Source organism: Hymenobacter swuensis DY53 (genome assembly GCF_000576555.1).
Lineage (GTDB): Bacteria > Bacteroidota > Bacteroidia > Cytophagales > Hymenobacteraceae > Hymenobacter > Hymenobacter swuensis.
The window spans coordinates 3465122-3489009 of record NZ_CP007145.1; the positions used below are offsets into that span (position 1 = coordinate 3465122).

General features: G+C 57.8%; 22 protein-coding genes and 1 tRNA gene. 10 read left to right on the plus strand and 13 right to left on the minus strand.

Annotation, left to right across the window (positions count from 1 at the left end):
- Positions 1-115: 115 nt before the first annotated feature.
- From HSW_RS16125 to lepB, 5 genes are all read left to right on the plus strand, one after another.
- The gene (locus tag HSW_RS16125; protein WP_081768453.1) at positions 116-1069 is read left to right on the plus strand and encodes a ParB/RepB/Spo0J family partition protein; all 954 of its coding nucleotides are present in this window, start codon (positions 116-118) and stop codon (positions 1067-1069) included.
- A 60-nt stretch (positions 1070-1129) separates the two neighbouring features.
- Positions 1130-1753, plus strand: a complete 624-nt coding sequence (locus HSW_RS16130; RefSeq protein WP_044002767.1) for a DUF5683 domain-containing protein — start codon at positions 1130-1132, stop codon at positions 1751-1753.
- Between the two features lie 3 nt (positions 1754-1756).
- Complete coding sequence (locus HSW_RS16135) at positions 1757-2398, plus strand: DUF5683 domain-containing protein (RefSeq protein WP_155833010.1); 642 nt, start codon at positions 1757-1759, stop codon at positions 2396-2398.
- Positions 2399-2479: 81 nt separating this feature from the next.
- Positions 2480-3199 (plus strand): 4-hydroxy-tetrahydrodipicolinate reductase, encoded by a 720-nt coding sequence (gene dapB, locus HSW_RS16140; protein WP_044002769.1) that lies wholly within the window; start codon positions 2480-2482, stop codon positions 3197-3199.
- Positions 3200-3367: 168 nt separating this feature from the next.
- Positions 3368-4573: a signal peptidase I gene (lepB, locus tag HSW_RS16145; RefSeq protein WP_044002770.1), complete on the plus strand. Its 1206-nt coding sequence runs from the start codon at positions 3368-3370 to the stop codon at positions 4571-4573.
- 164 nt (positions 4574-4737) lie between these two features.
- Here the strand turns inward: lepB and HSW_RS16150 are convergent, their stop codons facing one another.
- Complete coding sequence (locus tag HSW_RS16150) at positions 4738-5403, minus strand: uracil-DNA glycosylase (protein ID WP_044002772.1); 666 nt, start codon at positions 5401-5403, stop codon at positions 4738-4740.
- Positions 5404-5515: 112 nt separating this feature from the next.
- On the opposite strand from HSW_RS16150, the gene apaG reads away from it, so the two are divergent.
- Both apaG and HSW_RS16160 read left to right on the plus strand, forming a co-directional pair.
- Positions 5516-5902, plus strand: coding sequence for a Co2+/Mg2+ efflux protein ApaG (gene apaG, locus HSW_RS16155; protein WP_044002773.1), 387 nt, complete (start codon positions 5516-5518; stop codon positions 5900-5902).
- 186 nt (positions 5903-6088) lie between these two features.
- Positions 6089-6919, plus strand: coding sequence for an O-methyltransferase (locus HSW_RS16160; protein WP_044002774.1), 831 nt, complete (start codon positions 6089-6091; stop codon positions 6917-6919).
- 183 nt (positions 6920-7102) lie between these two features.
- On the opposite strand, the gene kdsA is transcribed toward HSW_RS16160, so the two are convergent.
- On the minus strand, positions 7103-7927 hold the full coding sequence (gene kdsA / locus HSW_RS16165; RefSeq protein ID WP_044002775.1) for a 3-deoxy-8-phosphooctulonate synthase: 825 nt from the start codon (positions 7925-7927) through the stop codon (positions 7103-7105).
- A 100-nt stretch (positions 7928-8027) separates the two neighbouring features.
- Entirely contained in the window at positions 8028-8630 is a 603-nt protein-coding gene (locus HSW_RS16170; RefSeq protein ID WP_044002776.1) for a methyltransferase domain-containing protein, read from the minus strand.
- A gap of 113 nt (positions 8631-8743) precedes the next feature.
- On the opposite strand from HSW_RS16170, the gene HSW_RS16175 reads away from it, so the two are divergent.
- Both HSW_RS16175 and HSW_RS16180 read left to right on the plus strand, forming a co-directional pair.
- The gene (locus tag HSW_RS16175; RefSeq protein WP_044002777.1) at positions 8744-9691 is read left to right on the plus strand and encodes a hypothetical protein; all 948 of its coding nucleotides are present in this window, start codon (positions 8744-8746) and stop codon (positions 9689-9691) included.
- Between the two features lie 149 nt (positions 9692-9840).
- The gene (locus HSW_RS16180; RefSeq protein ID WP_044002779.1) at positions 9841-10392 is read left to right on the plus strand and encodes a GNAT family N-acetyltransferase; all 552 of its coding nucleotides are present in this window, start codon (positions 9841-9843) and stop codon (positions 10390-10392) included.
- Positions 10393-10594: 202 nt separating this feature from the next.
- Here the strand turns inward: HSW_RS16180 and cphA are convergent, their stop codons facing one another.
- From cphA to HSW_RS16210, 5 genes are all read right to left on the minus strand, one after another.
- Positions 10595-13225 (minus strand): cyanophycin synthetase, encoded by a 2631-nt coding sequence (gene cphA, locus HSW_RS16185; protein ID WP_044002780.1) that lies wholly within the window; start codon positions 13223-13225, stop codon positions 10595-10597.
- Between the two features lie 237 nt (positions 13226-13462).
- Positions 13463-13533, minus strand: a tRNA-Cys gene (locus tag HSW_RS16190).
- Between the two features lie 171 nt (positions 13534-13704).
- Positions 13705-15528, minus strand: a complete 1824-nt coding sequence (rpsA, locus tag HSW_RS16195; RefSeq protein WP_044002781.1) for a 30S ribosomal protein S1 — start codon at positions 15526-15528, stop codon at positions 13705-13707.
- A gap of 628 nt (positions 15529-16156) precedes the next feature.
- A complete protein-coding gene (locus HSW_RS16205) occupies positions 16157-17221 on the minus strand; it encodes a fatty acid desaturase family protein (protein ID WP_044002784.1) in 1065 nt (354 codons plus the stop codon).
- Between the two features lie 224 nt (positions 17222-17445).
- Complete coding sequence (locus HSW_RS16210; protein WP_044002785.1) at positions 17446-18708, minus strand: DUF3298 and DUF4163 domain-containing protein; 1263 nt, start codon at positions 18706-18708, stop codon at positions 17446-17448.
- Positions 18709-18850: 142 nt separating this feature from the next.
- On the opposite strand from HSW_RS16210, the gene HSW_RS16215 reads away from it, so the two are divergent.
- The gene (locus HSW_RS16215; RefSeq protein WP_044002786.1) at positions 18851-19717 is read left to right on the plus strand and encodes an alpha/beta fold hydrolase; all 867 of its coding nucleotides are present in this window, start codon (positions 18851-18853) and stop codon (positions 19715-19717) included.
- A 74-nt stretch (positions 19718-19791) separates the two neighbouring features.
- Here the strand turns inward: HSW_RS16215 and HSW_RS16220 are convergent, their stop codons facing one another.
- From HSW_RS16220 to tsaD, 5 genes are all read right to left on the minus strand, one after another.
- Positions 19792-20172, minus strand: a complete 381-nt coding sequence (locus HSW_RS16220; protein WP_044002787.1) for a hypothetical protein — start codon at positions 20170-20172, stop codon at positions 19792-19794.
- A gap of 133 nt (positions 20173-20305) precedes the next feature.
- The gene (locus HSW_RS16225; RefSeq protein ID WP_044002789.1) at positions 20306-20800 is read right to left on the minus strand and encodes an HNH endonuclease; all 495 of its coding nucleotides are present in this window, start codon (positions 20798-20800) and stop codon (positions 20306-20308) included.
- Between the two features lie 172 nt (positions 20801-20972).
- Positions 20973-21779, minus strand: a complete 807-nt coding sequence (locus HSW_RS16230; protein ID WP_044002790.1) for a C40 family peptidase — start codon at positions 21777-21779, stop codon at positions 20973-20975.
- A gap of 177 nt (positions 21780-21956) precedes the next feature.
- The gene (gene smpB / locus HSW_RS16235; protein WP_044004913.1) at positions 21957-22427 is read right to left on the minus strand and encodes an SsrA-binding protein SmpB; all 471 of its coding nucleotides are present in this window, start codon (positions 22425-22427) and stop codon (positions 21957-21959) included.
- Between the two features lie 244 nt (positions 22428-22671).
- The gene (gene tsaD / locus HSW_RS16240) at positions 22672-23673 is read right to left on the minus strand and encodes a tRNA (adenosine(37)-N6)-threonylcarbamoyltransferase complex transferase subunit TsaD (protein WP_044002792.1); all 1002 of its coding nucleotides are present in this window, start codon (positions 23671-23673) and stop codon (positions 22672-22674) included.
- Between the last annotated feature and the right edge of the window lie 215 nt (positions 23674-23888).

A 23888-nucleotide genomic window follows, 5' to 3' on the forward strand; every position in this document is an offset into this window, starting at 1 on the left:
CTGTGTTTCACGATTTTCGTGGACCGTGGAACAAATTTCCCGCGCATCCCGGGCGTTTGTGTATTTTTGAATCCGGCTTTTGCTCCGTGCTATTGGGCAAAGGCTGACTGCAGGTATGTCAGAGAAAAACGAAGACAAGAATATTCCGGCCGCCGCCGCCGGGCCCAAGCGCCGGATCGGAGGCCTGGGCCGGGGCCTGAACGCCCTGATTGAGGGCAGCTACGAAAAAAAGAGCGAGCGGCTGGGCCTGGTGCCTCACCCCGTCAACTCCGTCGGGCTGATTCCGGTAGGTCATATTCAGGCCAATCCTTACCAGCCCCGCACTCACTTTGACCAGGCCGCGTTGCAGGAACTGGCCGAAAGCATCCGGATTCAGGGCATTATTCAGCCCGTGACGGTACGGCAGGTGGGTACCAACTCCTACCAGCTTATTTCCGGGGAACGACGCCTCCAGGCCTCTAAACTGGCCGACTTAGATGCCATTCCGGCCTACATCCGGAAGGCCGATGACCAGCAGATGCTGGAAATGGCCCTGATTGAGAATATTCAGCGCGAAAACCTCAACGCCATTGAAATTGCCCTCAGCTACCAACGGCTGGTGAGCGAGTGTAACCTCAAGCAGGAGGAACTGGGCGACCGGGTGGGCAAAAACCGCTCGACGGTGACCAACTACCTGCGCCTGCTCAAGTTGCCGCCCGATATACAGATCGGCCTGCGCGACAACGTTATCAGCATGGGCCATGCCCGCGCGCTGGTGAACGTGGAAAATACCGACCAGCAGCTGGGCCTGTTCCGCCGCATTGTGGATGAGGACCTCTCGGTCCGCCGCGTGGAGCAGCTGGTGCGTACCGGAGCCAGTGCCACTACTGACGACGCAACGCAACTTGCTCAGCCCGCCACGCCCGTGGTACCAACTGCCGAGCTGAAGCGCGCCGAACGGCACCTTTCAGAGCGGTTCGGTAGCCGGGTTCTGGTAAAACCCGGCCCCCAGGGCAAAGGCGAAATCAAGATTGCCTTTGATTCGGTGGAGGATATGCAGCGCATCCTGCACATTCTGCAACCCGCCTAAATACGACTTCAGATACTACTAAAGGGCGGAACTTCGTTCCGCCTCTTTCGCTCCGCCATTATGCGCTTCCTCCGCTTTTCTGCTCTGCTTGGAGTTCTGCTGGGAAGCCTTAGCCTGAGCAAAACGGTACAGGCCCAGCGCAGCCCGGTACCGGCCGACTCGGCCAGGCGCACTGAGCGGCTGCTGGGCCAGGCCGTCACGCGTCCTCGCAAAGCGGTGGTGCTGGCGCTACTGCTGCCGGGCGCGGGCCAGGTGTACAACCGTCGGTGGTGGAAGCTGCCGCTGGTGTACGGCGCCCTGGGTGGCGTGGGCTACGGCTTGCACCACTACCAGACGCTGTATAGGGAATACGCCACTGGCAGTCGGGAGTTAGACAAGGGCAAGACGCTTCCGAATCTGAGCGGCAGCAATGTTAGCCGGGAGCTGACTACACAGGCGGTAGACGTCGGTCTGTCCCGCTACCGTACGCAGCGGGACACGTTTATTGGCTACTCTGGCATTGTGTACGGCGTAATTGTACTGGATGCGCTGGTAGATGCGCACCTGCACGATTTTGACGTTAGCGAAAACCTCGCCCTGCAACTTCGGCCCACGCTGCTGCCGGCCGCCACGGCCGGCGTTACGCCCGGGATACAGCTCCGTATGGCCCTTAAAGCCTCGGGGCAGCCTAAAACTACTTTGTAAATGATGTCTTTGGTTGTCCGTTTTGGTTGGGGTGCCGGTCTGGCCGGCCTGCTCCTGCTGCCGGTCTTCACCAGTCAGGCCCAAACCGTCACGGCCGGCCCCGATTCGGTGCAGGTAACGACAAAAGCGGCACCTGATACGGCTCGTATGACCGAGCGGCTGTTCGGCATGCGCATGACTCGCCCCAAGAAAGCAACCCTGCTGGCCCTGGTCCTGCCCGGTGCCGGCCAGGTGTACAACCGCCGCTGGTGGAAGCTGCCCTTGGTATATGGTGGGCTGGGCGGTGTGGGCTACGGCCTGTTCTTCTACCAGACCAGGTACCGCGAATACGCGGACGGCAAGGATGAATACCTCAATAGCAACCCGCGCAAAGCCTTCGGCGACCTGAAAGGCGAAAACGTTAGCCAGGAAACCAGCATTGAGAACATTCAGCGGGGTATCGTCTTCTACCGTCGTAACCGCGACACGTTCATTGCTTACACGGCCCTGGTGTATGGCATTACGGTGCTTGATGCGCTGGTAGATGCTCACCTGCGCGACTTCGACATCAGCGACGATTTAAGCCTGCGCGTTGAGCCAACACTGCTGCCCAGCCAGACAGTAGCTCCCGGAGCCGGACTGGCCCTTTCCTTACACTTTAAATAACCGGTGGAGGCATTCGTCCGGGCATGCTGTCTGGCTGTCCGGTTTGTCATCCTCCGCTGAAGTACCAGAAATTTCTCTTCTATGAAGCTCCTGCTGATCGGTTACGGCAAAATGGGCCGGGCCATCGAAGCCCAGGCTATTGCCCGCGGCCACCAGATTGTCGGCATTGTGGACCCTTCGCGGCCTGATGTGCGCATCTCCGATTTTACTGCCGTTCAGGTTGACGCGGCCATTGAGTTCACCCACCCCGACGCGGCGTTTCAGAATGTAGTGGCCTGCCTCCGGCAGGGCATTCCGGTAGTGTGCGGCTCCACGGGCTGGCTGCATCACTTCGCCGAGGCCCAGACCCTGAGCCAGGAAACCGGCACGCCGCTGTTCTACGCCTCCAACTACAGCGTGGGCGTGAATCTGTTCTTCCACTTCAACGAGTACATTGCGGCCAAAATGCACCAGTTTGGCGGCTACGATGTGCAGGTGCGGGAAATCCACCACACCCAGAAGGTAGACCAGCCCAGCGGCACGGCCCTCACGGCCGCCGAAGGCATCCTACGCCACTTCCCTGCTAAAACCACCTGGCGCAACGAAGCCACCGACACGGCGTCGGAACTGGCTATCCTCTCGGAGCGCGAAGGCGCGGTGGTGGGCACCCACATCATCACCTACTCCTCCCCCGCCGACTCCATCGAACTCAAGCACGAAGCCCACACCCGCGAAGGGTTTGTGCAGGGCGCGCTGCTGGCCGCCGAGTGGCTGCCCGGCCGCCAGGGCGTATTCGGCATGAAAGATCTGCTGGGCCTCTGAAATGTGAAGTTGTGAAGGGTGAAATTGTGAAGTGGCCGAATTGCACCTCTTCACAATTTCACCCTTCACAACTTCACCTTTCCTCGCATTATTTCGCATCTTCCGTCGTTCAAACTGAAGACGTGCCGGCAACGGCCGACAGTTCGTTTTTTTGGCCCCTGACTTATTATGGCAGTACAATCCTGGGAGAAATACCTCGAGAAAAACCCATCGGCCCCGGTTACGCCCGGAAAGGAGCCGAAGAAGCGCAAAAGTGCCGTCCGGGAGTGGGGTGACGCCATTCTGTTTGCGGTAGTAGCGGCAACGCTAATCCGGTGGGCCACCTTTGAGGCGTACACCATCCCGACGCCTTCTATGGAGCACTCCCTGCTGGTAGGCGACTACCTGTTTGTGAGCAAGCTGCACTACGGCCCGCGCACGCCCCAGACGCCGCTGCAGGTGCCGCTCACGCACCAGACCATCTGGGGCAGCAGCATCAGAAGCTATTCCGACCTGATTCAGCTGCCCAGCTACCGGCTGCCCGGCTTTTCGGAGGTGAAGAACAACGACGTGGTAGTGTTCAACGTGCCCTTCGAAGCCGAACACCCCGCCGACCTGCGCACAAACTACATTAAGCGGTGCATTGCTGTTGCCGGCGACGTGCTGGAGGTTAAGCAGGGGCAGGTATTCATCAATGGTAAGCCCGCCAAGAACTACCCGGAAATGCAGAGCAGCTACTTCCTGCAGGTGCCCGGAAACGACGACTTGGCAGCGGACTTCCGACAGTACGGCGTAGTGAACTACGATACGCCCGAGGGCACTCCCTACCAAGCGGATACTGAGTTGTACGGCCGGGGCTACGAAGTACACATGACCCAGGCGGCGTACGAGTTCTTCAAAAAGCAGCCCTACGTGAAAGGCATTGTGGATCTGAAGACGCCGCCAAACCAGCCGGAGCGGCAGCAGGTGTTCCCCAACAACCCTGATTCACCCTATAGTCAGCCCCTGGCCAACCCACCCTTCCCCACCTGGAATAAGGACAACTACGGTCCCCTCCAGATTCCGAAGGAAGGCCAAACGGTGCAGCTCACCCCCCAGAACTCGCCCCAGTATCAGAAAATCATTCTGCGCTACGAGCACAACGAAGGCATGAGCGTGGATGCCAACGGTCAGATTCTGCAGAACGGTCAGCCTTTGAAGAGCTACACCTTCAAGCAGGATTACTACTTCATGATGGGCGACAACCGCCATAACTCCCTCGATTCGCGTTTCTGGGGCTTCGTGCCCGCCGACCACATCGTGGGCAAGGCCGTGCTCATCTGGCTGTCGGTTGATCCGCACGCCTCCTTCTTCCAGAAAGTCCGCTGGAACCGCCTGTTTAACTTGGTAGATTAACCGTCATTGCGAGGAGGCACGACGAAGCAATCTGTCCTTAACGCAGCCCAACGCCCTGACCTATTCGAAAGCCCCTAACGTCCGTGCTGGCGTCAGGGGCTTTCTTTTTTTCAGGGTTTAGCACGTCGTGAAGGACAGATTGCTTCGTCGTGCCTCCTCGCGCTTTACCACGTAATCGGCTGCTCGTGGTGCTGCTGCAAGTAGGTGTTGGTTTGGCTGAAAGGGCGGCTGCCGAAGAAGCCTCGGTCGGCGGCGTAGGGCGAGGGGTGGGCGGCTTTCAGCACCAAGTGCTTGCGGGCATCAATAATTTCGCCCTTTTTCTGCGCGTACGCGCCCCACAGGATAAACACCACATGCTCCTTCTGGTCGGAAATCTGCTGAATAACGGCGTCGGTGAACTGCTCCCAGCCTTTCTTCTGGTGACTGCCGGGGTCGGCGGCCCGCACGGTGAGCGTGGCGTTAAGCAGCAAAACGCCCTGCTCGGCCCACCGGTCGAGGTTGCCATTCGGGGCCGGCGGGGTTTCGGGCAGATCGGCCTGCAGTTCCTTAAAGATATTCTGCAACGAGGGCGGCGTGCGCACGCCCTCGGCCACCGAGAAGCTCAGGCCGTGCGCCTGGCCTTTGCCATGGTAGGGGTCCTGCCCTAAAATGACTACTTTAACCTGCTCAAAGGGGCAGGCCTCGAAGGCATGAAAAATCTGGGGACCGGGCGGATACACGGTGGTAGTGGCGTACTCACCCTTCACGAAGGCAATCAGGTGCTGGAAGTACGGCTTTTCAAATTCTGGAGCTAGCACCTTGCGCCAGCTTTCTTCTATCTTTACAGACATACGGGAAAGGATTATTTTTCAGTTGGGTGGACCGTTGTGGGTGCCGGCTGCGTAGATAAACCAAATTCCGCACACGGCTGTTAGCTTTTCTCTCCTTCGGAACTCCAACGTTATGAATACGACCACCACCCAGGGCGTAACCGTTAGTGTTACCACCAATTACCTGCCCGACTACTCCAGCCCGGGTCAGGAACACTACGTCTTTGCCTACAAAATTGATATCCGCAACAATAGCGAGTACACGGTGAAGCTGCTGCGTCGCCACTGGTACATTTACGACGCCAACGGCGTCGTGCGCGAAGTGGAGGGCGAAGGCGTGGTAGGACAGCAGCCTACCCTGGAACCCGGCGAAGCGCACCAATACGTATCGGGGTGCAACCTGAAATCGGGTCTGGGCAAGATGCGGGGTACGTACCAGATGGAGCGGGTGATGGATGGCAGCGAGTTTGCCGTTGACATTCCAGAATTTACGCTCGTGGTGCCGTATCGTTTGAACTGAAACGCTGCCCTTGATGACGCTTCTCAGCCGCTCCGGTTCTTGCCGGAGCGGCTTTTTTTGCGCGTTCGGTATCTTGCAGCCCTCCGGATGAGTTTTGCCTTTCTGCTTTCCTCAGTCAGCGCAGGTGTCTTTGTCTTTTTTTGTTGATCAAGAGTTGGCCTAGCCTGCTCATACCTACTCCCGCCGTTGTTTTTTCAGATTTTCAGCTACCTCCGGTTTCTGCTCAGTTCGGGCAACGCCCACGGCTTGCACTCGCCTTTCGTCTTTGGCCTATACGCGCATGTAGTGAACCACTACGGCCATTTCGCGGCCTATGATGCAGTAGAAAACCGGCGTACCGAACTCCTGCACGATGCGACAACTATTCAGGTCCGGGATTTTGGCGCCGGCTCCCACACCAAGGCCGGCCGCGTCCGGCAGCTGCGCGACATTGCCCGCACGGCCGCCAAGCCGCCCAAGCTGGGTAAGCTGCTGTTCCGGCTGGTCAACCACTTCCAGCCCCGCACCATTGTGGAGTTGGGCACTTCGCTGGGCCTCACCACAGCCTACCTGGCCGCCGCCGACTCGCGGGCGCACGTCCTCACCTTTGAAGGCTGCCCGGCCACGGCGGAAGTAGCTCGCGCCACTTTCAAGGCTACGAGAGTACATAACGTAGAGGTCATTGAAGGCAACCTCGACGACACCCTGGGCCCTGGCCTAGTGGCTCTCCCCGCTCCCGTCGATTTTGCCTTTTTCGATGGTAACCACCGCTATGAGCCCACTCTGCGGTATTTCGAGCAGATGAACCAGCACCGCACCGAACACAGCGTGTTCGTGCTGGATGATATTCACTGGTCAGAAGAAATGGAGCGGGCCTGGGCCGTCATCCAGCAACACCCTGACGTGACGCTGACTATCGACCTGTTTTTTATCGGCTTGGTATTCTTCCGCCGCAACCAGCCCAAGCAGCATTTCGCGTTGCGTTTCGATAACCTGATAGACAAATTACTGGAACGCACCCGCCGGCTATCAGCTTAGCGTTTCTGTCATTGCGAGGCTGGAGGCTGGAGGCCGAAGCAATCCGTCCTTTTCCGTGTTCTGAACCCTGAGAAGCAGAAAGCCCCTAACGTCCGTGCTGGCGTCAGGGGCTTTCTGCTTCTCAGGGTTTAGCGCGTCGTGAAGTACAGATTGCTTCGGCCTCCAGCCTCGCAATGACAACTGCTACCGAACGGCTTCGCGCACGCGGGTCAGCTTGCGCAGCAGGTCTTCGAGGCCATCCAGCGCTAGCATGTTGGCCCCGTCGGATTTGGCGGTGGCGGGCGTGGGGTGGGTTTCGATGAACAAGCCGTCGGCCCCGACGGCAATGGCGGCTTTGGCAATGGTTTCGATCAGGCGGGGCTGGCCGCCGGTTATGCCGCTGCTCTGGTTGGGCTGCTGCAACGAGTGGGTCACGTCCATCACCACGGGCACACCAAACTCGCGCATGGCCGGCAGGTTGCGGAAATCCACTACCAGGTCGGAGTAGCCGAACGAGTTACCCCGGTCCGTCAGAATCACGTTCGGGTTGCCCGACTGGCGCACCTTGTCCACCGCAAACTGCATCGACTCGCCGCTCAGGAACTGGCCTTTCTTCACGTTCACCACCTTGCCGGTTTTGGCGGCGGCAATCAACAAATCGGTCTGGCGGCACAGAAAAGCCGGAATTTGCAGCACGTCTACGTACTCGGCGGCCATAGACGCTTCTTCTGACTCGTGGATATCCGTCACGGTAGGTACGCCTATTTCCCGGCTCACCTTCTGCAGAATCCGCAGCGCCTTCTCGTCGCCGATGCCCGTGTAGGAATCGAGGCGGCTGCGGTTGGCTTTGCGGTAAGAACCTTTAAAAATAAACGGAATCTGCAGGCGGTCGGTAATGGTGCGCACCTGTTCGGCAATGCGCAGGGCCATATCCTCGCCCTCAATCACGCAGGGCCCGGCCATCAGGAAAAACTGACCGGAATTCGTATTGCGGAAATGCGGCAGAACGTTGGCGAGTTGGTGGATCATGTAGCACACGCTTTAGCTTGTATTGTAACAACGCAAGCAGATGAAAAAGGAAATTACGATGTGGGGCTAAGCCCTGATGCGGCACAAGCTGAAGCCTGTGCTACTTCTTTTTCAGACAAATAAACAGCTCCCGGCCGTGGCGGGGTCCCAGAGAATTGGTGGCGGTTGCAAAGTGCCGGAATTCGAAGTACGGCTCGAAGTACGGGCGGTATTCGGCGCGGGAGCCCCCGAACGGCGGACCGGGCTGGCTAAACTCGGTATCGAAGAGCAGGCCCATGAGCGTGCCCCCGGGCCGGAGCAAGTGGGCGCACTGCCGGGCGTAGGCGGGGCGCAGGGCCGGGTCGAGGGCGCAGAAAAAGGTTTGCTCCACGAGAAGGTCGAAGGCCAGGGCGGGCTCCAGCTGAAAAAAATCCGCCAACAACAGGTGCTCGGCGGGAAAGTCAGGCACGCGCTGCTGCAGGTCGTGCAACGGCTCCGGGGCGAGGTCAGCCACCCACACGTTGGGCCAGCCCTGGCGGTGCAGGTACTCGGCCTCGTAGGCGCGGCCGGCCCCCGGAATGAGGATGCGACGGGCACCTGGCGGCCCCAGTTGGGCAAAATATTCCTGCAGCGGCGGCGTTATCCGACCCGCATCCCAGCCCGTTTGGCCATTTGCGTAGCGCTGCTGCCAATACGTGGCATCAAGAGACAGATCTGGGAGCATATTGCGGCAGGGTTGTACCTTCGGCACTTGCCAGGGTACGGAACTCCGTTATTTTTGCCCTAAAGGTACTACCTGCGCCCGGACTCTCCGGGCTTCACTTAACCCCACTCGCAATGGAACAAGACCAGAGCCCCGAGCCGAAGAACAACAACCGCGTCCTGCTGATTGTGGCCCTGATTCTGGTGCTGCTGGGCATCAATGGCGTGCTGTTTTACATGAACCAGCAGAAGAGCAAGCAGAACGAGCAGCTCCAGGCTGATGTGGTAACCAAGGACGCCAAGCTGGAAGAGCAAATCAAGCAGTACGAAGCCCTGAAGGCCGATTTCGAGCGCCAGAGCCAGGAAGTACAGGGCATGGGCCTAGCCAATGATTCGCTGGAAGCCAAACTGGCCCAGATCAACGCCGATCTGCTGAAACTCCGCTCGTTCCGGGCCAGCAGCTTCAGTGTAGCCGAGCAGCGACGCTTCAAGCAGCGCGCCTCCAACTTCGAGGCTCAGCTTCGCAAAAAGGACGAGGAAATTGCTCAGCTGAAAGCCGATAACGAGGCCCTCTACACCGAAACCACCACCCTGAAAGAGCGGCAGAACAAGCTCACGGACACTATTTCAACGGTAGTGCGCTCCAACCAGGAGTTGAGTGAGAAAGTGGCCGTGGCCTCCCGCCTGCAGGCCGAGAATATTCGCATTGGCGTAGTGAACAGCCGCGAAAAGGAAAAAGCCGACGACGACAACGAGTTCAAAGCCCGGCGCGTCGAGAAAATCAAGGTAACCTTCAACCTGGGCCGCAACGACGTGTCGCCGAAGGAAACCAAGCAGATCATGATGCGCCTGATTGAGCCCGATGGCGCGGCCCTCTACAACCTGAGCACCGGCGGTGGCACGTTCATGATTGATGGCGCCGAGGCTTTCTACACGGCCAAGCAGGACGTGGTGTTCGACAATACCCGCCAGCCCGTGCAGTTCCTGTACGCCAAAGGCGCAGGCTACAAAACCGGCCTTCATACTGTAGAACTCTACGAAGGCGGTGTGATGATCGGCAAAACCACTTTCACGCTGAAATAGGCAGCTACAAGCAGCTACCACGCGTTTTTTTTCAAAAGCGCCGGTCTACGGGCCGGCGCTTTTTTATTTCAAGCAGTATCCTTATTCAGCAGACGGCAACTTGCCGTCTGCAAAACTGAGTCAAACAGCATACGCCTATACGTTGCCCCATGATACCCCCCTTTTCCCTACAACCCACGTTGGAAACCAACACAATTCGGCTACTTCCGTTGCAGGCTGCTGATTTCGCCGAGTTGTACGCCGTTGCCGCTGACCCCAAGGTGTGGGAGCAGCACCCCAACAAAGACCGATGGCAACGGCCGGTATTCTTTAACTTCTTCGAAGGTGCTATCCAGAGTCAGGGAGCTTTCAAAATCGTGGATAAGGCCACCAATGTCACTCTGGGCAGCACCCGCCTCTACGACTATAGCACCGAAGACAACAGTATCCTCATCGGTTATACCTTTTATGGAACCCAGTCTTGGGGCAAGGGCGTCAATCTGGCCGTGAAAAGGCTGCTTCTGAACTATGCGTTTCAATTTGTGGACGCCGTCCGCTTTCACATAGGGGCCGAAAACATACGCTCTCAGATTGCCATCCAGCGCCTAGGGGCCCGCAAAGTTGCCGAGCAGGAAGTGGCATATTACGGCGAGCCTTCCAAGCTAAACTTTGTATTTGAAATAACGAAACAAGACTGGACAGCTCATCCAGTCAGTTCTTAACACCAGTCATTGAAGCTGTTGACAACGGCTGTTCGCCAGCATATAGCCGCATTCCTATATCTTGTCGCCATTCTGCTTACTCTCTAAAGCCGCGGCATCAGATATATTTTTCCACATCTGCCCATATAAAAGAATAGAGCGCCGACCTGATGGTCGACGCTCTATTCTTTTATATGGGCAGAGGCAAAATGAGCAGTGAAAGTTATTGCGCCAGAGAGGCCTCGAAGTCGTCGAGCTTTTTCAGCGTGGCTTTGATGTTTTCCGTGAACATCACGATAACGGAGCCGGCCTTAGCAGTAGCAAGCACGTGGTCAATGGCATCCATCTCGTTTTCGATGTAGGTGATGGGCAAATCGCGGTTATCCAGGCGGAGGCCCCGCTCCATGATTTCCTTGAGCTGCTCGGCAGTTTTGCCGCGCAAATCCCGGTCCTGACGCAGTATTATTTCATCGAAAATAGTGCCGGCAATGCGGGAAAAGCCCAACGTATCCTCGTCGCGCCGGTCACCCAGACCCGATATCACACCTACTTTGTGCGTGGCTTCGGTGGCGTTCAGAAACTGAGCAAATTTCTCGATGCCGTGGGTATTGTGTGCGTAATCCACAATCACCTCGAATTGCGGGAACTTGTACACGTTCATGCGGCCAGGCGTTTTGGCTGCCGAAGGCACAAACGTGCGCAACGCCTGCTTGATTTCGTCCTTATCGAACCCGTAGCAGTAGCAGGCCAGGGCCGCCGCCAGCGAGTTTTCGATGTTGAAGGTAGCCCGCCCCCCAAACGTAATCGGGAATTCTGCCGCCCGGTCAATGCGCAGCTTGTAGCTATTCTTGTAGATGGTTATGTAACCTTCCTCATATACAGCCGCCAAGCCGCCGTTTTCGGCGTGCTCCCGGATGCGGGGGTTGTGCTCATCCATGCTGAACAACGCCACCCGGCACTCCAGCTTCTCGCGCATGGCGTACACTAGGTCGTCGTCGGCATTGAGGACGGCCCAGCCGTTTTTGCGCACGGTACGTGGCAGTACGCCCTTCACGGCCGCCATTTCCTCCACCGTATAAATATCGCGCATCCCTAGGTGGTCGGCGGCTACGTTGGTCACGATGGCCACGTCGCAAGTATGGAAACCTAGCCCCGAGCGGAGCATCCCGCCCCGGGCTGTTTCCAGCACCGCGAAGTTTACAGTCGGGTCTTTTAGCACGAACTCGGCGCTCTGGCCGCCGGTGCAGTCACCGCTCTGTAGCTGCACGCCCTGGATGTAGATGCCGTTGGTGGTAGTGAAGCCAACCTTGTAGCCTTTGCTGGCCACGATGTGCGCCAGCAGCTGCGAGGTAGTGGTTTTGCCGTTGGTACCGGTTACCGCAAAAATCGGAATACGGGCGGTGCTGCCGGTCGGGAACAGCATATCCACCACTGGCGCAGCCACGTTGCGCGGCAGGCCCTCGGTTGGTGAAATGTGCATCCGGAAACCCGGCGCGGCATTCACCTCAATAACGGCTCCGCGCGTCTCGTTTAGCGGAATGGCAATATCGGATGTGAGCAGGTCAATACCGCAGATATCGAGGCCCACGATGCCAGCCACGCGCTCAGCCAGCAGCAGGTTATAGGGGTGTACCAAGTCAGTTACATCAGTGGCAGTACCGCCGGTGCTAATGTTGGCGGTACTTTTCAGGTACAGCTCCCTACCAGCCGGCAGCACCGACTCCAGCGTCAGGTCCTGCTTGCTTAGCAGGTCGATGGTGTGTTGATCGGCCTTGATGCTGGTTAGGACCTTCTCATGGCCCACGCCCCGGCGCGAATCGGTATTTACTTCATCAATAAGCTGCTGGATGGTTTTGGTACCGTTGCCCTTTACGGCAGCGGGCGTACGTTTAGCGGCGGCAATGAGCTTGCCGTTCACCACCAGCATGCGGTAATCGTCGCCCTCAATGAACTGCTCCACAATGACGGCCCGGGAATACTTCTGAGCGGCTTTCAGACCTTCCACAGCATCTTCCCAGTTGGTGATGCGGATGGTGGCACCTTTGCCGTGGTTACCGTCGAGCGGCTTGGTCACGATGGGGAAGCCCAACTCCTCCACCGCGTCGCGCAGGCCGTCCTCCGAGTACACCGTGGTGCCATTGGGCACGGGCACGCCCGAATCCTTGAGCATGGCCTTGGTACGGTTCTTATTGCCGGCCACTTCCACGCCCGCGTGCGAGGTATAGCTGGTGGTGGTGGCCCAGATACGCTTCTGGTTTACCCCGTAGCCCAACTGGATGATGCTGCTGTTCTTGAGCTGGATGTACGGGATATTGCGCGAGGCCGCCTCAGAAACAATACTCCAAGTGCTGGGCCCAAAAAACTCCTCCTCCCGGATTTCGTGCAGCTCGTCGATAATCGGCTTCACGTTCACTTCCCGGCCGTGGCACAGGTCATCCACTAACTGCACGGCAGCCTCGGCGGCCATGCGGCCAGCGCGCTCCTCCTGGTAGCTGAACACCACAAACTCCACGCCTTCCTGGTGCGCCGGATACGATTTACCCCAGTACACAGGCATGCCTGCCATCCGTTGCAACGCCAACGCGACGTGCTGGATAACGTGGCCCAAAGGCTCGCCATCGGCCAGCTGCTCATCGGTGAGGGGTGGGTGTTTCTGCGCCGACTTTTCGGACTCGGCGGGCTGGGGCTGGCCCAGCTCAGGCAGCAGCATAGGCAGCCGCTCGGCCAATACCGGCATAGCATTCGACCACACATCAGCCAGGTCCTGCAGGTCCACTTTCATTACAATCAGCTTGTAATGCTTCACGGACCAATAGCTGGGGCCGCGCATCGTGCGGAGGTCAATAATCTTCATACGGGAGAGAAGTGGAAGGAATGGTTGCGTGCGCGCTTCTACGCAGAAATGAAATGTAGGGATTATGCCGCAGGAAACCGATTTTCCGTTTTCCGGCTCCCCCACCCCATAGGCGTATCATTCTCAGCCGGAAAGCGTTGCTATCTTTTTTTCAGACCGAACCCAGTAGACGCAAAAAACCCCGGTCGGGGCTAGTCAACCGGGGCAATGGTACGCTGAAAACAGGAACTGTAGAAGAGGTGACGAGCGGATTCGAACCGCTGTAGGAGGTTTTGCAGACCTCTACCTAGCCACTCGGTCACGTCACCAGGGCTTTGAGGATGCAAACATACAGCTTAATCCTACGTCGGCCAAGCCGGAAGTTGGTTTTTCCCAGTCGGGCGTAGTAAGTAGCTGGCATTGTGCGGGAAAAATTACGACAAAAAAAAGACCCCGACTTACGCCGGGGCCTCTCTTATAGGCTAAAAGCGGTTGGCTGATTACTCAGCGCCCTGCTCGTTGCCCAGCATCTTGTCGCGCAGAGCCGACAGAGCGTCCAGGTCGCCTAGGGTCGACTTCTCAGCCGGCTGGGTTTTCTTCAGGTCGCTCAGTTTGCCTTCGCCCTGAGCAGCGGCAGCACCAGCGGCCGGCTTCTTCTTAGCGAATTTTGAAGCGCGGGTATCTTCTTCGGCCTGTTGGTTGTACACGGCCGAGTGCGACAGAACTACGCGACGGTCATCTTTCGAGAACTCAATCACGCGGAAGTCGAGGGTTTCGCCGTTTTCAGCCTGCGAGCCATCCTCTTTCGAGAGCGACTTGGGATACGCGAAGCCTTCGATGCCGTACGGCAATTCGAGCACTGCACCACGGTCGTTCTTGTCGGTGATGGTAGCCTTGTGCACTGAGCCGGGGGTGAACACCGTCTGGAACGTATCCCAGGGATTTTCTTCCAGTTGCTTGTGGCCCAGGGCCAGACGACGGTTAGCCACGTCGAGTTCGAGAACTACCACGTCCAGACGGTCACCCACCTTCACTACTTCCGAAGGATGCTTGATCTTCTTGGTCCACGACAGGTCCGAAACGTGTACGAGGCCGTCCACACCTTCTTCCAGCTCAACAAACAGGCCGAAGTTGGTCAGGTTGCGCACCAGACCGTTGTGGTTGGTACCTACGGCGTACTTCGTGCCGAAGTCGCCACGGGTCCATGGGTCTTCGCTCAGTTGCTTGATGCCGAGGCTCATCTTGCGGTCGTCGCGGTCCAGGGTCAGGATCTGAGCCTCTACCACGTCGCCCTGCTTGATGAAGTCCTGCGGGTTACGCAGGTGCTGGCTCCAGCTCATTTCTGAAACGTGGATCAGGCCTTCTACGCCGGGGATGATTTCCATGAACGCGCCGTAGTCGGCAACATTCACGATGCGGCCTTTCACCTTCGAGCCTACGCCCATATCGGCGGGCAGCGAATCCCATGGGTGAGGAGTCAGCTGCTTCAGACCGAGGCTGATACGCTTCTTGGCTTCGTCGAAGTCCAGAACTACGATGTTCAGTTTCTGGTCGAGCTGCAGTACTTCGCTCGGGTGAGCGATGCGGCCCCACGAGATGTCCGTGATGTGCAGCAGACCGTCTACGCCACCGAGGTCGATGAACACACCGAAGTTGGTCATGTTCTTGATAACGCCCTCCAGGATCTGGCCTTTCTCTAGGTTGTTGAGGATGGCTTCGCGCTGCTTCTCGAGGTCTTTCTCGATCAGGACTTTGTGCGAAACTACCACGTTGTCGAAAGCGGCGTTGATTTTCACCACTTTCACTTCCATGCGGCGACCCACATAGATGTCGAAGTCACGGATGGGCTTCACGTCGATCTGCGAGCCGGGCAGGAAGGCTTCTACGCCGTCCAAGTCCATGATCAGACCGCCTTTGGTGCGACGCTTCACTACGCCTTCCAGAACGGTGTCGTTCTCCAGAGCGTCGTAAATAGCTTTCCACGCTTGCTTGATTTTGGCCTTCTTACGGGACAGGATCAGCTGACCGTTCTGGTCTTCCTGGTCTTCGATGAATACCTCTACCTCGTCACCAACCTTCAGGTCGGGCAGGTCGCGGAATTCGGAAAGCGGCACCAGACCATCGGATTTGAAGCCGATGTTCAGGATTACGTCGCGGTCAGTGATGCCCACAACGGTACCTTTAATTACTTCTTCTTCCTGAACAGTGGTCAGCGTTTCGCTGTACATCTGCTCCATTTCGGCGCGCTGCTCAGCGGAATAGTTTCCACCGAAGCCGCTGGCTCCAACGTTGTCCCAGTCGAAGTTGTCTACTACTTCTGCCATGATATTAGCAATGGCCCTCGTGTACACGTCCGGCGCAGGGCCCGCCTCCGGAACGCGTTTTTGTTTGATACACAGCGCAGTTGCACCGGCCTCGCCACCCTGGCGGGGCCGCAAAGATACGGAGTTTGATGAGAGGAAACGCACTTCTAATCATAGGAATGCTTACTTGGGTAAAATGCTACCGCTTATGAAGACAATGTCAATGCGTCACACTATAATTCTGAGTCTCGTTTCGTTGCTACTTGCTTCCTGTAACCAAGATCAAGTGGACGTAACTCTGTATGGCTCTGTATATGATCAAAGCACGAGGCAGCCTATTTCCAATGCTGTGATAAAAATTGAAAATGCCTCCTATGCAGGAGGCGACTATGATAGCTATAACAACTATGAGTATTATTCACTCAAGAGTGATTCTAGTGGCCAATTCTCTCTAGATGTAGGTAAGAGTGCCTACATAGTTGCGCGGGTTTCTAAGGCAGGATATAAGAAGGAAATTGTAACAGAAGATGTCGTTTCCAGGAAGACAGAATTGATAATCTGCTTGAGGAAATAGACAGCATTGGTGAATAAATGAAGAAGCCCCCTGTAGCAATCTACAGGGGGCTTCTTCATTTATTCACCAATGCTGTTACGCCCGGCCCAACTCGCGCAGATGCGCGACGTGGGAGGCTACGGCGTAGCGCATCTTGGGGTACTCGTTGTACTCGATGTTGAACTCCTCGCACATCTGGCGGATGATTTTGTTCAGGGCCGGATAGTGTACGTGGGAGATGTTGGGGAACAGGTGGTGCTCAACCTGGAAGTTGAGGCCGCCCACCAGCCAACTGATGACTTTGTTATCGGTGGCGAAGTTGGCGGTGGTTTTAATTTGGTGGATGGCCCACTCGTCCTCAATCTTGCGGGTGGTTTCGTGGGGCACCACGAAGCTGGTGTGCTCCACGGTATGCGCCAGCTGGAACACGATGCTCAGGGTGAAACCGGCCACGGCGGCAAACGCCAGAAAGCCGACCAGCCAGCCCAGGAAGCCCACCGTGTAGATGGGCAGGCCCACAAACAAGCCCAGGTGCAGGGCCTTGAAGCCCCAGAACACGCCCTGGTCGGAGGCGGTCATCTTCTTGATGGGCATTTCGCCGATTTTGCCTTTGAAATACTTCTGGTAATCCATGAAGAAAATCCAGGCGATGAACAGCAGGGCGTAGAAAAACCAGAAGTACAGGTGCTGGAAGCGGTGGAGCTTGCGGCGGGGCTGCTCGGGGCTGAGGCGCAGCCAGGGCTGGGCGTCGAGGTCGTCGTCCACGCCTTCCACGTTGGTGTACATGTGGTGGATGAGGTTGTGCTTGGCGTTCCACATGTAGGAGTTACCGCCCATCACGTTGAGGGTAAAGGCCGCAAACTGGTTCATCCATTTCTTCTTGCTGAACGAGCCGTGGGCCCCATCATGCATGACGTTGAAGCCGATGGCGGCCCCAATGAGCCCCAGCAAGGCACATTCGGCTACGCCCACCCAGGCCGAAGGCGTCCAGAATACGAGGTGCAGGTATACGGCCACGAAGGCGGCCGTGAGCAGCACAGCTTTGAAGAACAGGGTTTTGCCGCCAGTGGTGGATTTACCGGCTTCCGCGAAATACGCGTTGGTGCGGCGCTTCAATTCTTGGTGGAAGGAACGCGAGGCCGCGAATTTGGGTGCGAGCATGGGAAGTGATGAAGAGAAACTTAACCAAAGGTACCGCTTCTGCTTCCGAAGCTGCGGCAGGGCTAGTAAAAGCCCGGGATTTTATACATCCTTGACTCTTGCTGTTCTTTTAACCCCATTACTAACCAATAAAGGTCCGGCCCGCCGCAGAATACTCCAGGTTACTGGAAATATTCCGCGACGGGCCGGACCTTTATTGGTGTGCTTTTGCCTGGTCGGCTACGCTAGTTGCGGGCTACCGCCTGGCCGCTGCTGATGGGCAGGCCCGGCTTCAATACCGCCTGCAATGCGGAATACGGTACAAACACGCTGATTTCGCCCTGGGCGTAGGAGGCTACCTCGTAGGGCAGGTACACGAATACCGCGCCGCCGCTGGTCAGGTACACGTTGCGGGTGGCGGGCAGCGAGTTTTTGAACAGCTTGCCAGCCATGGAGGCACCATCTTTCAGGCCCAGGGCCGGCCGGGCGTAGCGGCCCAGAATGCCTTCCAGCTGCGGCCGCGTGCCGGGCTTGAAGATGTCGTTGTAACCGAGGGCGCGGCCGGTGCGGGTATCGTAGCTGCGCACGTAGGTGCCATAGATGCCGTGGGCACCGCCCGAGAAATCGTAGCCGAAGTAGCCAATGCTCAACAGGTCGCCCTCGTTCCAGAGGACGTAGGTGTTGGCTTCCTGCTCGTAGCTGAGCGTGGCCAGGGGCTGGTAGTCGTCAGTGCTATCGGCCAGCACTTTGCTGACCATTGGGGCCACTTCCTTGCGGTATTCCTTGGTGAAATAGGCCAGTTGCTCGTCCCACAAAGCATCCAACGACAGCGCGGGCTTCGATTCCAGGGAGTCGCCACGCAGGCCCCGGGCCAGGTTGGCCGCCAACTTATCCTTGCTCGCCCCCGATTCGGGAACCAGCGCAAACATGGAAAGCTGCCCGAACACGCTGTCCTGCGGACTTTCGGGGCGGGGCAGCACGGCGGCGGCGAAGGTCCGGGTGCTGAAGCGCACACCTACCGGCTGGCGCAACAGGCGCAGGCGCACCGGCTGGCCGGCCCGGGTGCCTACCAGGGCGCTTCCCTCCTGCTTAAGCAGCCACTGCGGCCCTACGTTCTGGTCGTTGAGCAGTTCGTGGCTGGTATCGCGCAGGCGCAGGCTGTCGGTGGTGGGACTCACGTCGCCGGTCAGCTCATACGGATGACCATCGGCAGCGGCGTAGAAGCCGACGAGACGACCCAGCGTGTTTTCGCCGGGCACTTCGTTTACGCGCTGCAGGTGCACCGTAATGCTATCAGTAGAGCCGGGCAGCACGCCCCGGAACTGCTGGTACCAAGAGGCGCTATCGGTCAGGGCTACCACCGGAGCGGCGGTTACAGCCGCGTCGGAAGTGTCGGCGGCTGATTTGTCGGAGCCGGAATTACAGGCCGTTAGCAGCAGGCCAAGGGCCAGAGGGGCGGGCAGCAGGCGAAGCAGCCGGGCCGGGCGAGATTGGGAAAGGAAGCTCATCGGCCCAAATAACGCAGAATTTGGCTACGCGTTCAAACTCGTGCAATTTCTTGGCATTCGATTATCCATGGCTAAGGCCCGGCGTATGTAGATACCTGAATCCATTTTCTGACTCTTTCTAACCATCTTTTCCTTCTTTCCCATGAGCTACATCAAAGCCGGTCAGGATGCCAACGGCAACGACGTAAAACTGCACTATACCGACCAGGGCCAGGGTAACCCCATTGTCCTGATTCACGGCTGGCCCGCTTCCTACGAAATGTGGGAATACCAACTGGCTGAACTACCCAAGCACGGCAACCGCGTAGTTGCCTACACCCGCCGGGGCTTTGGTAACTCCACTAAAACCTGGGAAGGCAACGACTACGACACTTTCGCCGACGATTTAAAGGCGGTACTCGACACGCTGGATTTGCAGAATGTGACGCTGGTGGGCTTCTCGATGGGCGGCGGCGAAGTAGCCCGCTACATGAGCCGTCACGGCGGTGCCCGCGTGAGCAAAGTGGTATTCGTATCGGCCGTGACACCGTTTTTGCTCCAGACCGACGATAACCCTGACGGCGCGCCAAAAGAGAACTTCGACAAGATGGTGGAAGGCATCAACAAGGACCGGTTCGATTTCCTGGCCACGTTCGGCAAGCAGTTCTTCGGCGTAGGCATGGTGAGCCACCCGGTTAGCCAGCCTACCCTCGACTGGATGCAGGCTATGTGCCAGATTGCCTCGCCCCGCGCCACCGAGCAGTGCGTGTACGCCTTTGCCGCCACCGACTTCCGCCGCGACCTAGCCGCCCTGAAAGTACCCACCCTGGTTATCCACGGCAGCGACGACGCCACCGTACCCGCTAAAGTAAGCGGGGAGCGGATGACGCAGTTTGTACCTCACGCGCAATACGTGGAATACGCTGGTGCCCCGCACGGCCTGTTCATCACCGAAAAGGACCGCCTCAACCGTGACCTTGCAGCTTTTACTGCCGGCACTACTGTAGAAGGTACAACTGACCGTTACTAACGTCTCCCGTACAAAGCACAGAGGCCCCGCATCACACAATGCGGGGCCTCTGTGCTTTGTACGGGAGACGTTAGCTAGTCCTCTTCCAGGATGAGGCTCAGGCGGCCGGCGGCCAAGTCACTGACTCCTACCTCATATGTGTATTTGCCGGGCTCCAGAGGCGTTTCGCCTACGTAATCAGTGGGCTGCAGTACCAATTCCCGGCCATCTATTTTCACTTTTATATAGGCATAGTTGTAGGCCTGAGTGTAGGCGGCATAATCGGTTTTCTTTCCGGCATTTAGGCTGTTATAGTCGTTGCTGCCCCCGGAGGTATCAACGTGTACACTCTCGAACTGGTAACTACTGGTGTTTTTCACTCTGATAAGAACGCCATCCATGGCGGTTTTCTTTTGGCAGGCTACCTGCAGCAGACTGCCTAGGCTCAGGAAGAAGAGTAGAATAGCTTGTTTCATGGCTGGTAAAAGCGGGGTTGTTTTGTATAAAAGAGCTGCTTGTGCCATGGAAAGGTTGCATGCATCGGCGTGGAGGTGAATAGCACCGCCCAGAGCCAACAAAAAAACCGGTCAGCCACGGAGGCTGCCGGTTTTAGTGCAAATACGGGTGCCAATTCTGGTCGAGGGTACCGGCGCTGAGTTTGAGGAAGCCGGTGAGAGTTGGTTTCTTAGGCTGCTGGCGGATGATAAGGCCAGCCTCCTGGGGGGTACGGTGGCCTTTGGAATGGTTGCACCGAGCACAGGCCGTAAGCAGGTTGGCCCAACTGGAGTCACCGCCTCTACTTCGAGGCAGGACGTGGTCGAGCGTAAGGTTTTTCGTGGAGCCACAGTACTGGCACTCGAAATGGTCCCGCTTCATAATGTTATGCCGACTGAGGGCAATGCCTTTGTAGGGCACGCGCACATACCGCTGCAGCCGGATGATACTGGGTTTGGGAAACGCCTTGCTCACGGTGCGCAATACCCCATGATCCGACTTCGCAATTAATTCTGCCTTTTCCAGAAACAGCAGCACGAAGGCTTTCTGTACACTGCACAGCGTAATAGCCGTGTAGTCGCCGTTTAACACAAGCACTTTTTGGTCCATATTACGCTAAGAAAAAAGAATCTGGTCTGCCAGAAAGCTAGATGATTCTTAGCGTATTAACAATAGCCAAAGGCTTTAGTTCGACGGCAGATGAGCTACTTCCGGGCCGTCATTTAGAGCTTGCCGGGAAGCTCTAAATGACGTTCTGGTGGCAACTGACAACTGACGCAACTCAGTCCTCGGGTAGGATGCGCTTGATGAGGCGGAGCTTGTGGGAGTATTTTTGCTGGTCGCGGCGGAAGATGCCGTTGTGGTCGAGGGGGTCGATGCGGACTTCGCCGCTGGCGTGCAGAATCTGCTGGTCTTCCAGCAGCAGGCCGACGTGAATGATGCGGCCCTCGGCGTTATCGAAGAAGGCCAGGTCGCCGGGACGGGTCTGGGCCACGAAGTGCACCGGCTGGCCCAGATGAATCTGCTGGTGCGCATCACGTGGGAGCTGCACCCCAATCAGACCATACAACTGCTGCATCAGGCCCGAGCAGTCGATACCGAACAGGGTTTTGCCACCCCAGAGGTAAGGCGCTTTCAGGAAAGACTGGGCCATTTTCTGGAGCAGGCGCAGGCGTACATCGGCCGGGCCGTGGGGTCCGTGGCCGTTCTGGGGGTTGGTGGCGGCTCCGTTGTAGAACATCTGCCGCTCACCTAGGCGTAGCGTCATGCCATCGAAAAACGGGAGGCGCGTACCCATTGTAACCGGTATACGGGTGGTCGGGTCACTCACCATCTGCACCACATCGAGGGTGCGGGGATGGTCCTGCTGCTGCCACTGGTGGAAATACGCGGCCGTCACGGGCAGGTGCTGCTTCACATCAAACCAGCCCTCGTACCCATCAGCAGCCAGCCGGATTTGCCGCCACTGGTTCTGGACCCGCAGCACGGAATAGCACTCTCCAAAAACGAGCTGCGTGACAATTTCGGCTTTATCGGAGGGCTCGGCCCGCACCGGCACGGCGCTCAGCGCGCAGATTCCGTATTCCAAAATGGTGAGATAGTGAGGTGGTGGGATGGTGAAATGGTGAGTTTAACGTTCACCTTGCGTAAGTAGACGTTGCTTGTTTAAGCACACTACTCAATAGTTCTGCGAAGCTCCCGCTTAAAATGTAACTCACCAAAAATCAACGTAAAAACTCACCATTTCACCACCTCACTATCTCACCTAGTAGTCCCGGGCGCGGTCCATTTCGCGCTTCTGGTCTTTGGCCTTGAGGTCGTCGCGCTTGTCGTAGAGCTTCTTGCCTTTGGCCAACGCAATTTCCAGCTTGGCAAAGCCCCGGTCGCTGACGAACATGCGCACCGGAATGATGGTGAGGCCCTGCTCCTGGGCTTTGCCGGCCAGCTGCTTCAGCTCCTTTTTGTTGAGCAGCAGTTTGCGGGCGCGGGTGGGCTCGTGGTTGTTGTAGGTGCCCTCGGTGTACTGGGCAATGGTGATGTTGTGGGCCCACAGGCTACCATCCTGGTGGAAGGTGCAAAAGCCATCCTGGAGCTGCACGCTGCCCTCCCGGATACTCTTGATTTCAGTACCCTGCAGCATCATGCCAGCCTCATACTGCACCAGAAACGCGTACTCGTGGCGGGCCCGGCGGTTCTGGATGTTGATATTCTTGGGTTTGTCGTCTTTCTTGCTCACGGTGGTTTCGGGCAGTGGCGCGCGGTGGATAGCGCGGGGGGTTGCAGTGGAAGGTGTACGCAGCCGACAGTAGCAGGGCTGTTTCCGGGCCGAAAATAACGGTTGCAGCACGGATGCAGCGACGCGACCCTGCGCGTTTCGGTACCTAGTGGTGGCAGGGGTTAAGCAACTTCGGACGCTTCGCCTTCTGAAAAGGAGTAGCTGCGCTGTCCTTTGGGTGCTTCGCGCTGCTCACAATGACAGCCTACGCCAGCTTCAGGCGCGGGTCGGAGCTGACTAGTTGGTCGGCGAAGTCGCCGGCTTTATACTGGAACTGGGCGGTTATGGCCACCATGCCGGCATTATCGGTGCAGTACTGAAAGGCGGGGATGAATACTTCCCAGCCCTGCGCGGCAGCCTCGTCCTGCAACGCCTGGCGCAGCCCGCTGTTGGCGGCCACGCCGCCGGCCAGAGCAACCTGGGTGAGGCCTTGGTCGTGGGCGGCGCGGCGCAGCTGGCGCAGCAGCGTCTGGATGATGGTGTGCTGGATGCTGGCGCAGAGGTCCGGCAGGTTTTCCTGGATGAAGTCGGGGTTCTTGGCCGTTTCCTTTTTCAGGAAGTAGAGCACGGCCGTCTTCAGCCCGCTGAACGAGAAGTCATAGCCGGGCATGGTGCCCACCGGCAGCGGGAAGCGGGTGGGGTTGCCCTGGCGGGCCAGCTTATCGAGGTGCGGACCGGCCGGGTACGGCAGGCCCAGCAGTTTGCCGGTTTTGTCGAAGGCCTCGCCGGCCGCGTCGTCGGTGGTCTGCCCGATGATCTGCATATCCAGGGCCGAGCGCACGACTACCAGCTGGGTGTGGCCGCCGCTCACGGTCAGGCACAGGAACGGGAACCGGGGCTTGGGGTCCTCAATGAAGTGGGCCAGAATGTGGGCCCGCATGTGGTTTACGGCTATCAAAGGCTTATTCAGGGCCAGGGCCAGGGTTTTGGCAAACATACCGCCCACCAGCAAAGAGCCCAGCAGGCCCGGCCCCTGGGTGAAGGCTATGGCATCGAGGTCGGCTTTGCTGACGCCGGCTTTCTGCAGGGCCGCTTCCACCACCGGAATCAGGTGCTGCTGGTGGGCCCGGGAGGCCAATTCGGGCACCACGCCGCCGTACTGCTCGTGCACCTGTTGGGTGGCCACCACATTGGAGCGGATTTCCCCGTTCACCAATACAGCGGCCGAGGTATCGTCACAGGAAGACTCAATGGCGAGAATGGTCATTTGAAGAGCAGTTGAGTAACGGAGTAAATGAGTGAAAGGCTGTCATCCTGAGCTTGCGAAGGACCTTATTCCATCAGATCAACCATCAGAACAAGTCATTCAGGCGTGGTCAGGTCCTTCGCAAGCTCAGGATGACAGATACTCTTTCTCCGCACAAAGGTCGGGGCAAAACACCAGATTGTCGCTTCGGGCGTTTTCTTTAACCTTACGCGGCA

Coding starts and splice junctions, on each gene's coding strand:
- HSW_RS16125 (WP_081768453.1), top strand. CDS start 116: ATGTCAGAGAAAAACGAAGACAAGAATATTCCGGCCGCCGCCGCCGGG.
- HSW_RS16130 (WP_044002767.1), top strand. CDS start 1,130: ATGCGCTTCCTCCGCTTTTCTGCTCTGCTTGGAGTTCTGCTGGGAAGC.
- HSW_RS16135 (WP_155833010.1), top strand. CDS start 1,757: ATGTCTTTGGTTGTCCGTTTTGGTTGGGGTGCCGGTCTGGCCGGCCTG.
- dapB (WP_044002769.1), top strand. CDS start 2,480: ATGAAGCTCCTGCTGATCGGTTACGGCAAAATGGGCCGGGCCATCGAA.
- lepB (WP_044002770.1), top strand. CDS start 3,368: ATGGCAGTACAATCCTGGGAGAAATACCTCGAGAAAAACCCATCGGCC.
- HSW_RS16150 (WP_044002772.1), bottom strand. CDS start 5,403: ATGTCTGTAAAGATAGAAGAAAGCTGGCGCAAGGTGCTAGCTCCAGAA.
- apaG (WP_044002773.1), top strand. CDS start 5,516: ATGAATACGACCACCACCCAGGGCGTAACCGTTAGTGTTACCACCAAT.
- kdsA (WP_044002775.1), bottom strand. CDS start 7,927: ATGATCCACCAACTCGCCAACGTTCTGCCGCATTTCCGCAATACGAAT.
- HSW_RS16170 (WP_044002776.1), bottom strand. CDS start 8,630: ATGCTCCCAGATCTGTCTCTTGATGCCACGTATTGGCAGCAGCGCTAC.
- HSW_RS16175 (WP_044002777.1), top strand. CDS start 8,744: ATGGAACAAGACCAGAGCCCCGAGCCGAAGAACAACAACCGCGTCCTG.
- HSW_RS16180 (WP_044002779.1), top strand. CDS start 9,841: ATGATACCCCCCTTTTCCCTACAACCCACGTTGGAAACCAACACAATT.
- cphA (WP_044002780.1), bottom strand. CDS start 13,225: ATGAAGATTATTGACCTCCGCACGATGCGCGGCCCCAGCTATTGGTCC.
- rpsA (WP_044002781.1), bottom strand. CDS start 15,528: ATGGCAGAAGTAGTAGACAACTTCGACTGGGACAACGTTGGAGCCAGC.
- HSW_RS16205 (WP_044002784.1), bottom strand. CDS start 17,221: ATGCTCGCACCCAAATTCGCGGCCTCGCGTTCCTTCCACCAAGAATTG.
- HSW_RS16210 (WP_044002785.1), bottom strand. CDS start 18,708: ATGAGCTTCCTTTCCCAATCTCGCCCGGCCCGGCTGCTTCGCCTGCTG.
- HSW_RS16215 (WP_044002786.1), top strand. CDS start 18,851: ATGAGCTACATCAAAGCCGGTCAGGATGCCAACGGCAACGACGTAAAA.
- HSW_RS16220 (WP_044002787.1), bottom strand. CDS start 20,172: ATGAAACAAGCTATTCTACTCTTCTTCCTGAGCCTAGGCAGTCTGCTG.
- HSW_RS16225 (WP_044002789.1), bottom strand. CDS start 20,800: ATGGACCAAAAAGTGCTTGTGTTAAACGGCGACTACACGGCTATTACG.
- tsaD (WP_044002792.1), bottom strand. CDS start 23,673: ATGACCATTCTCGCCATTGAGTCTTCCTGTGACGATACCTCGGCCGCT.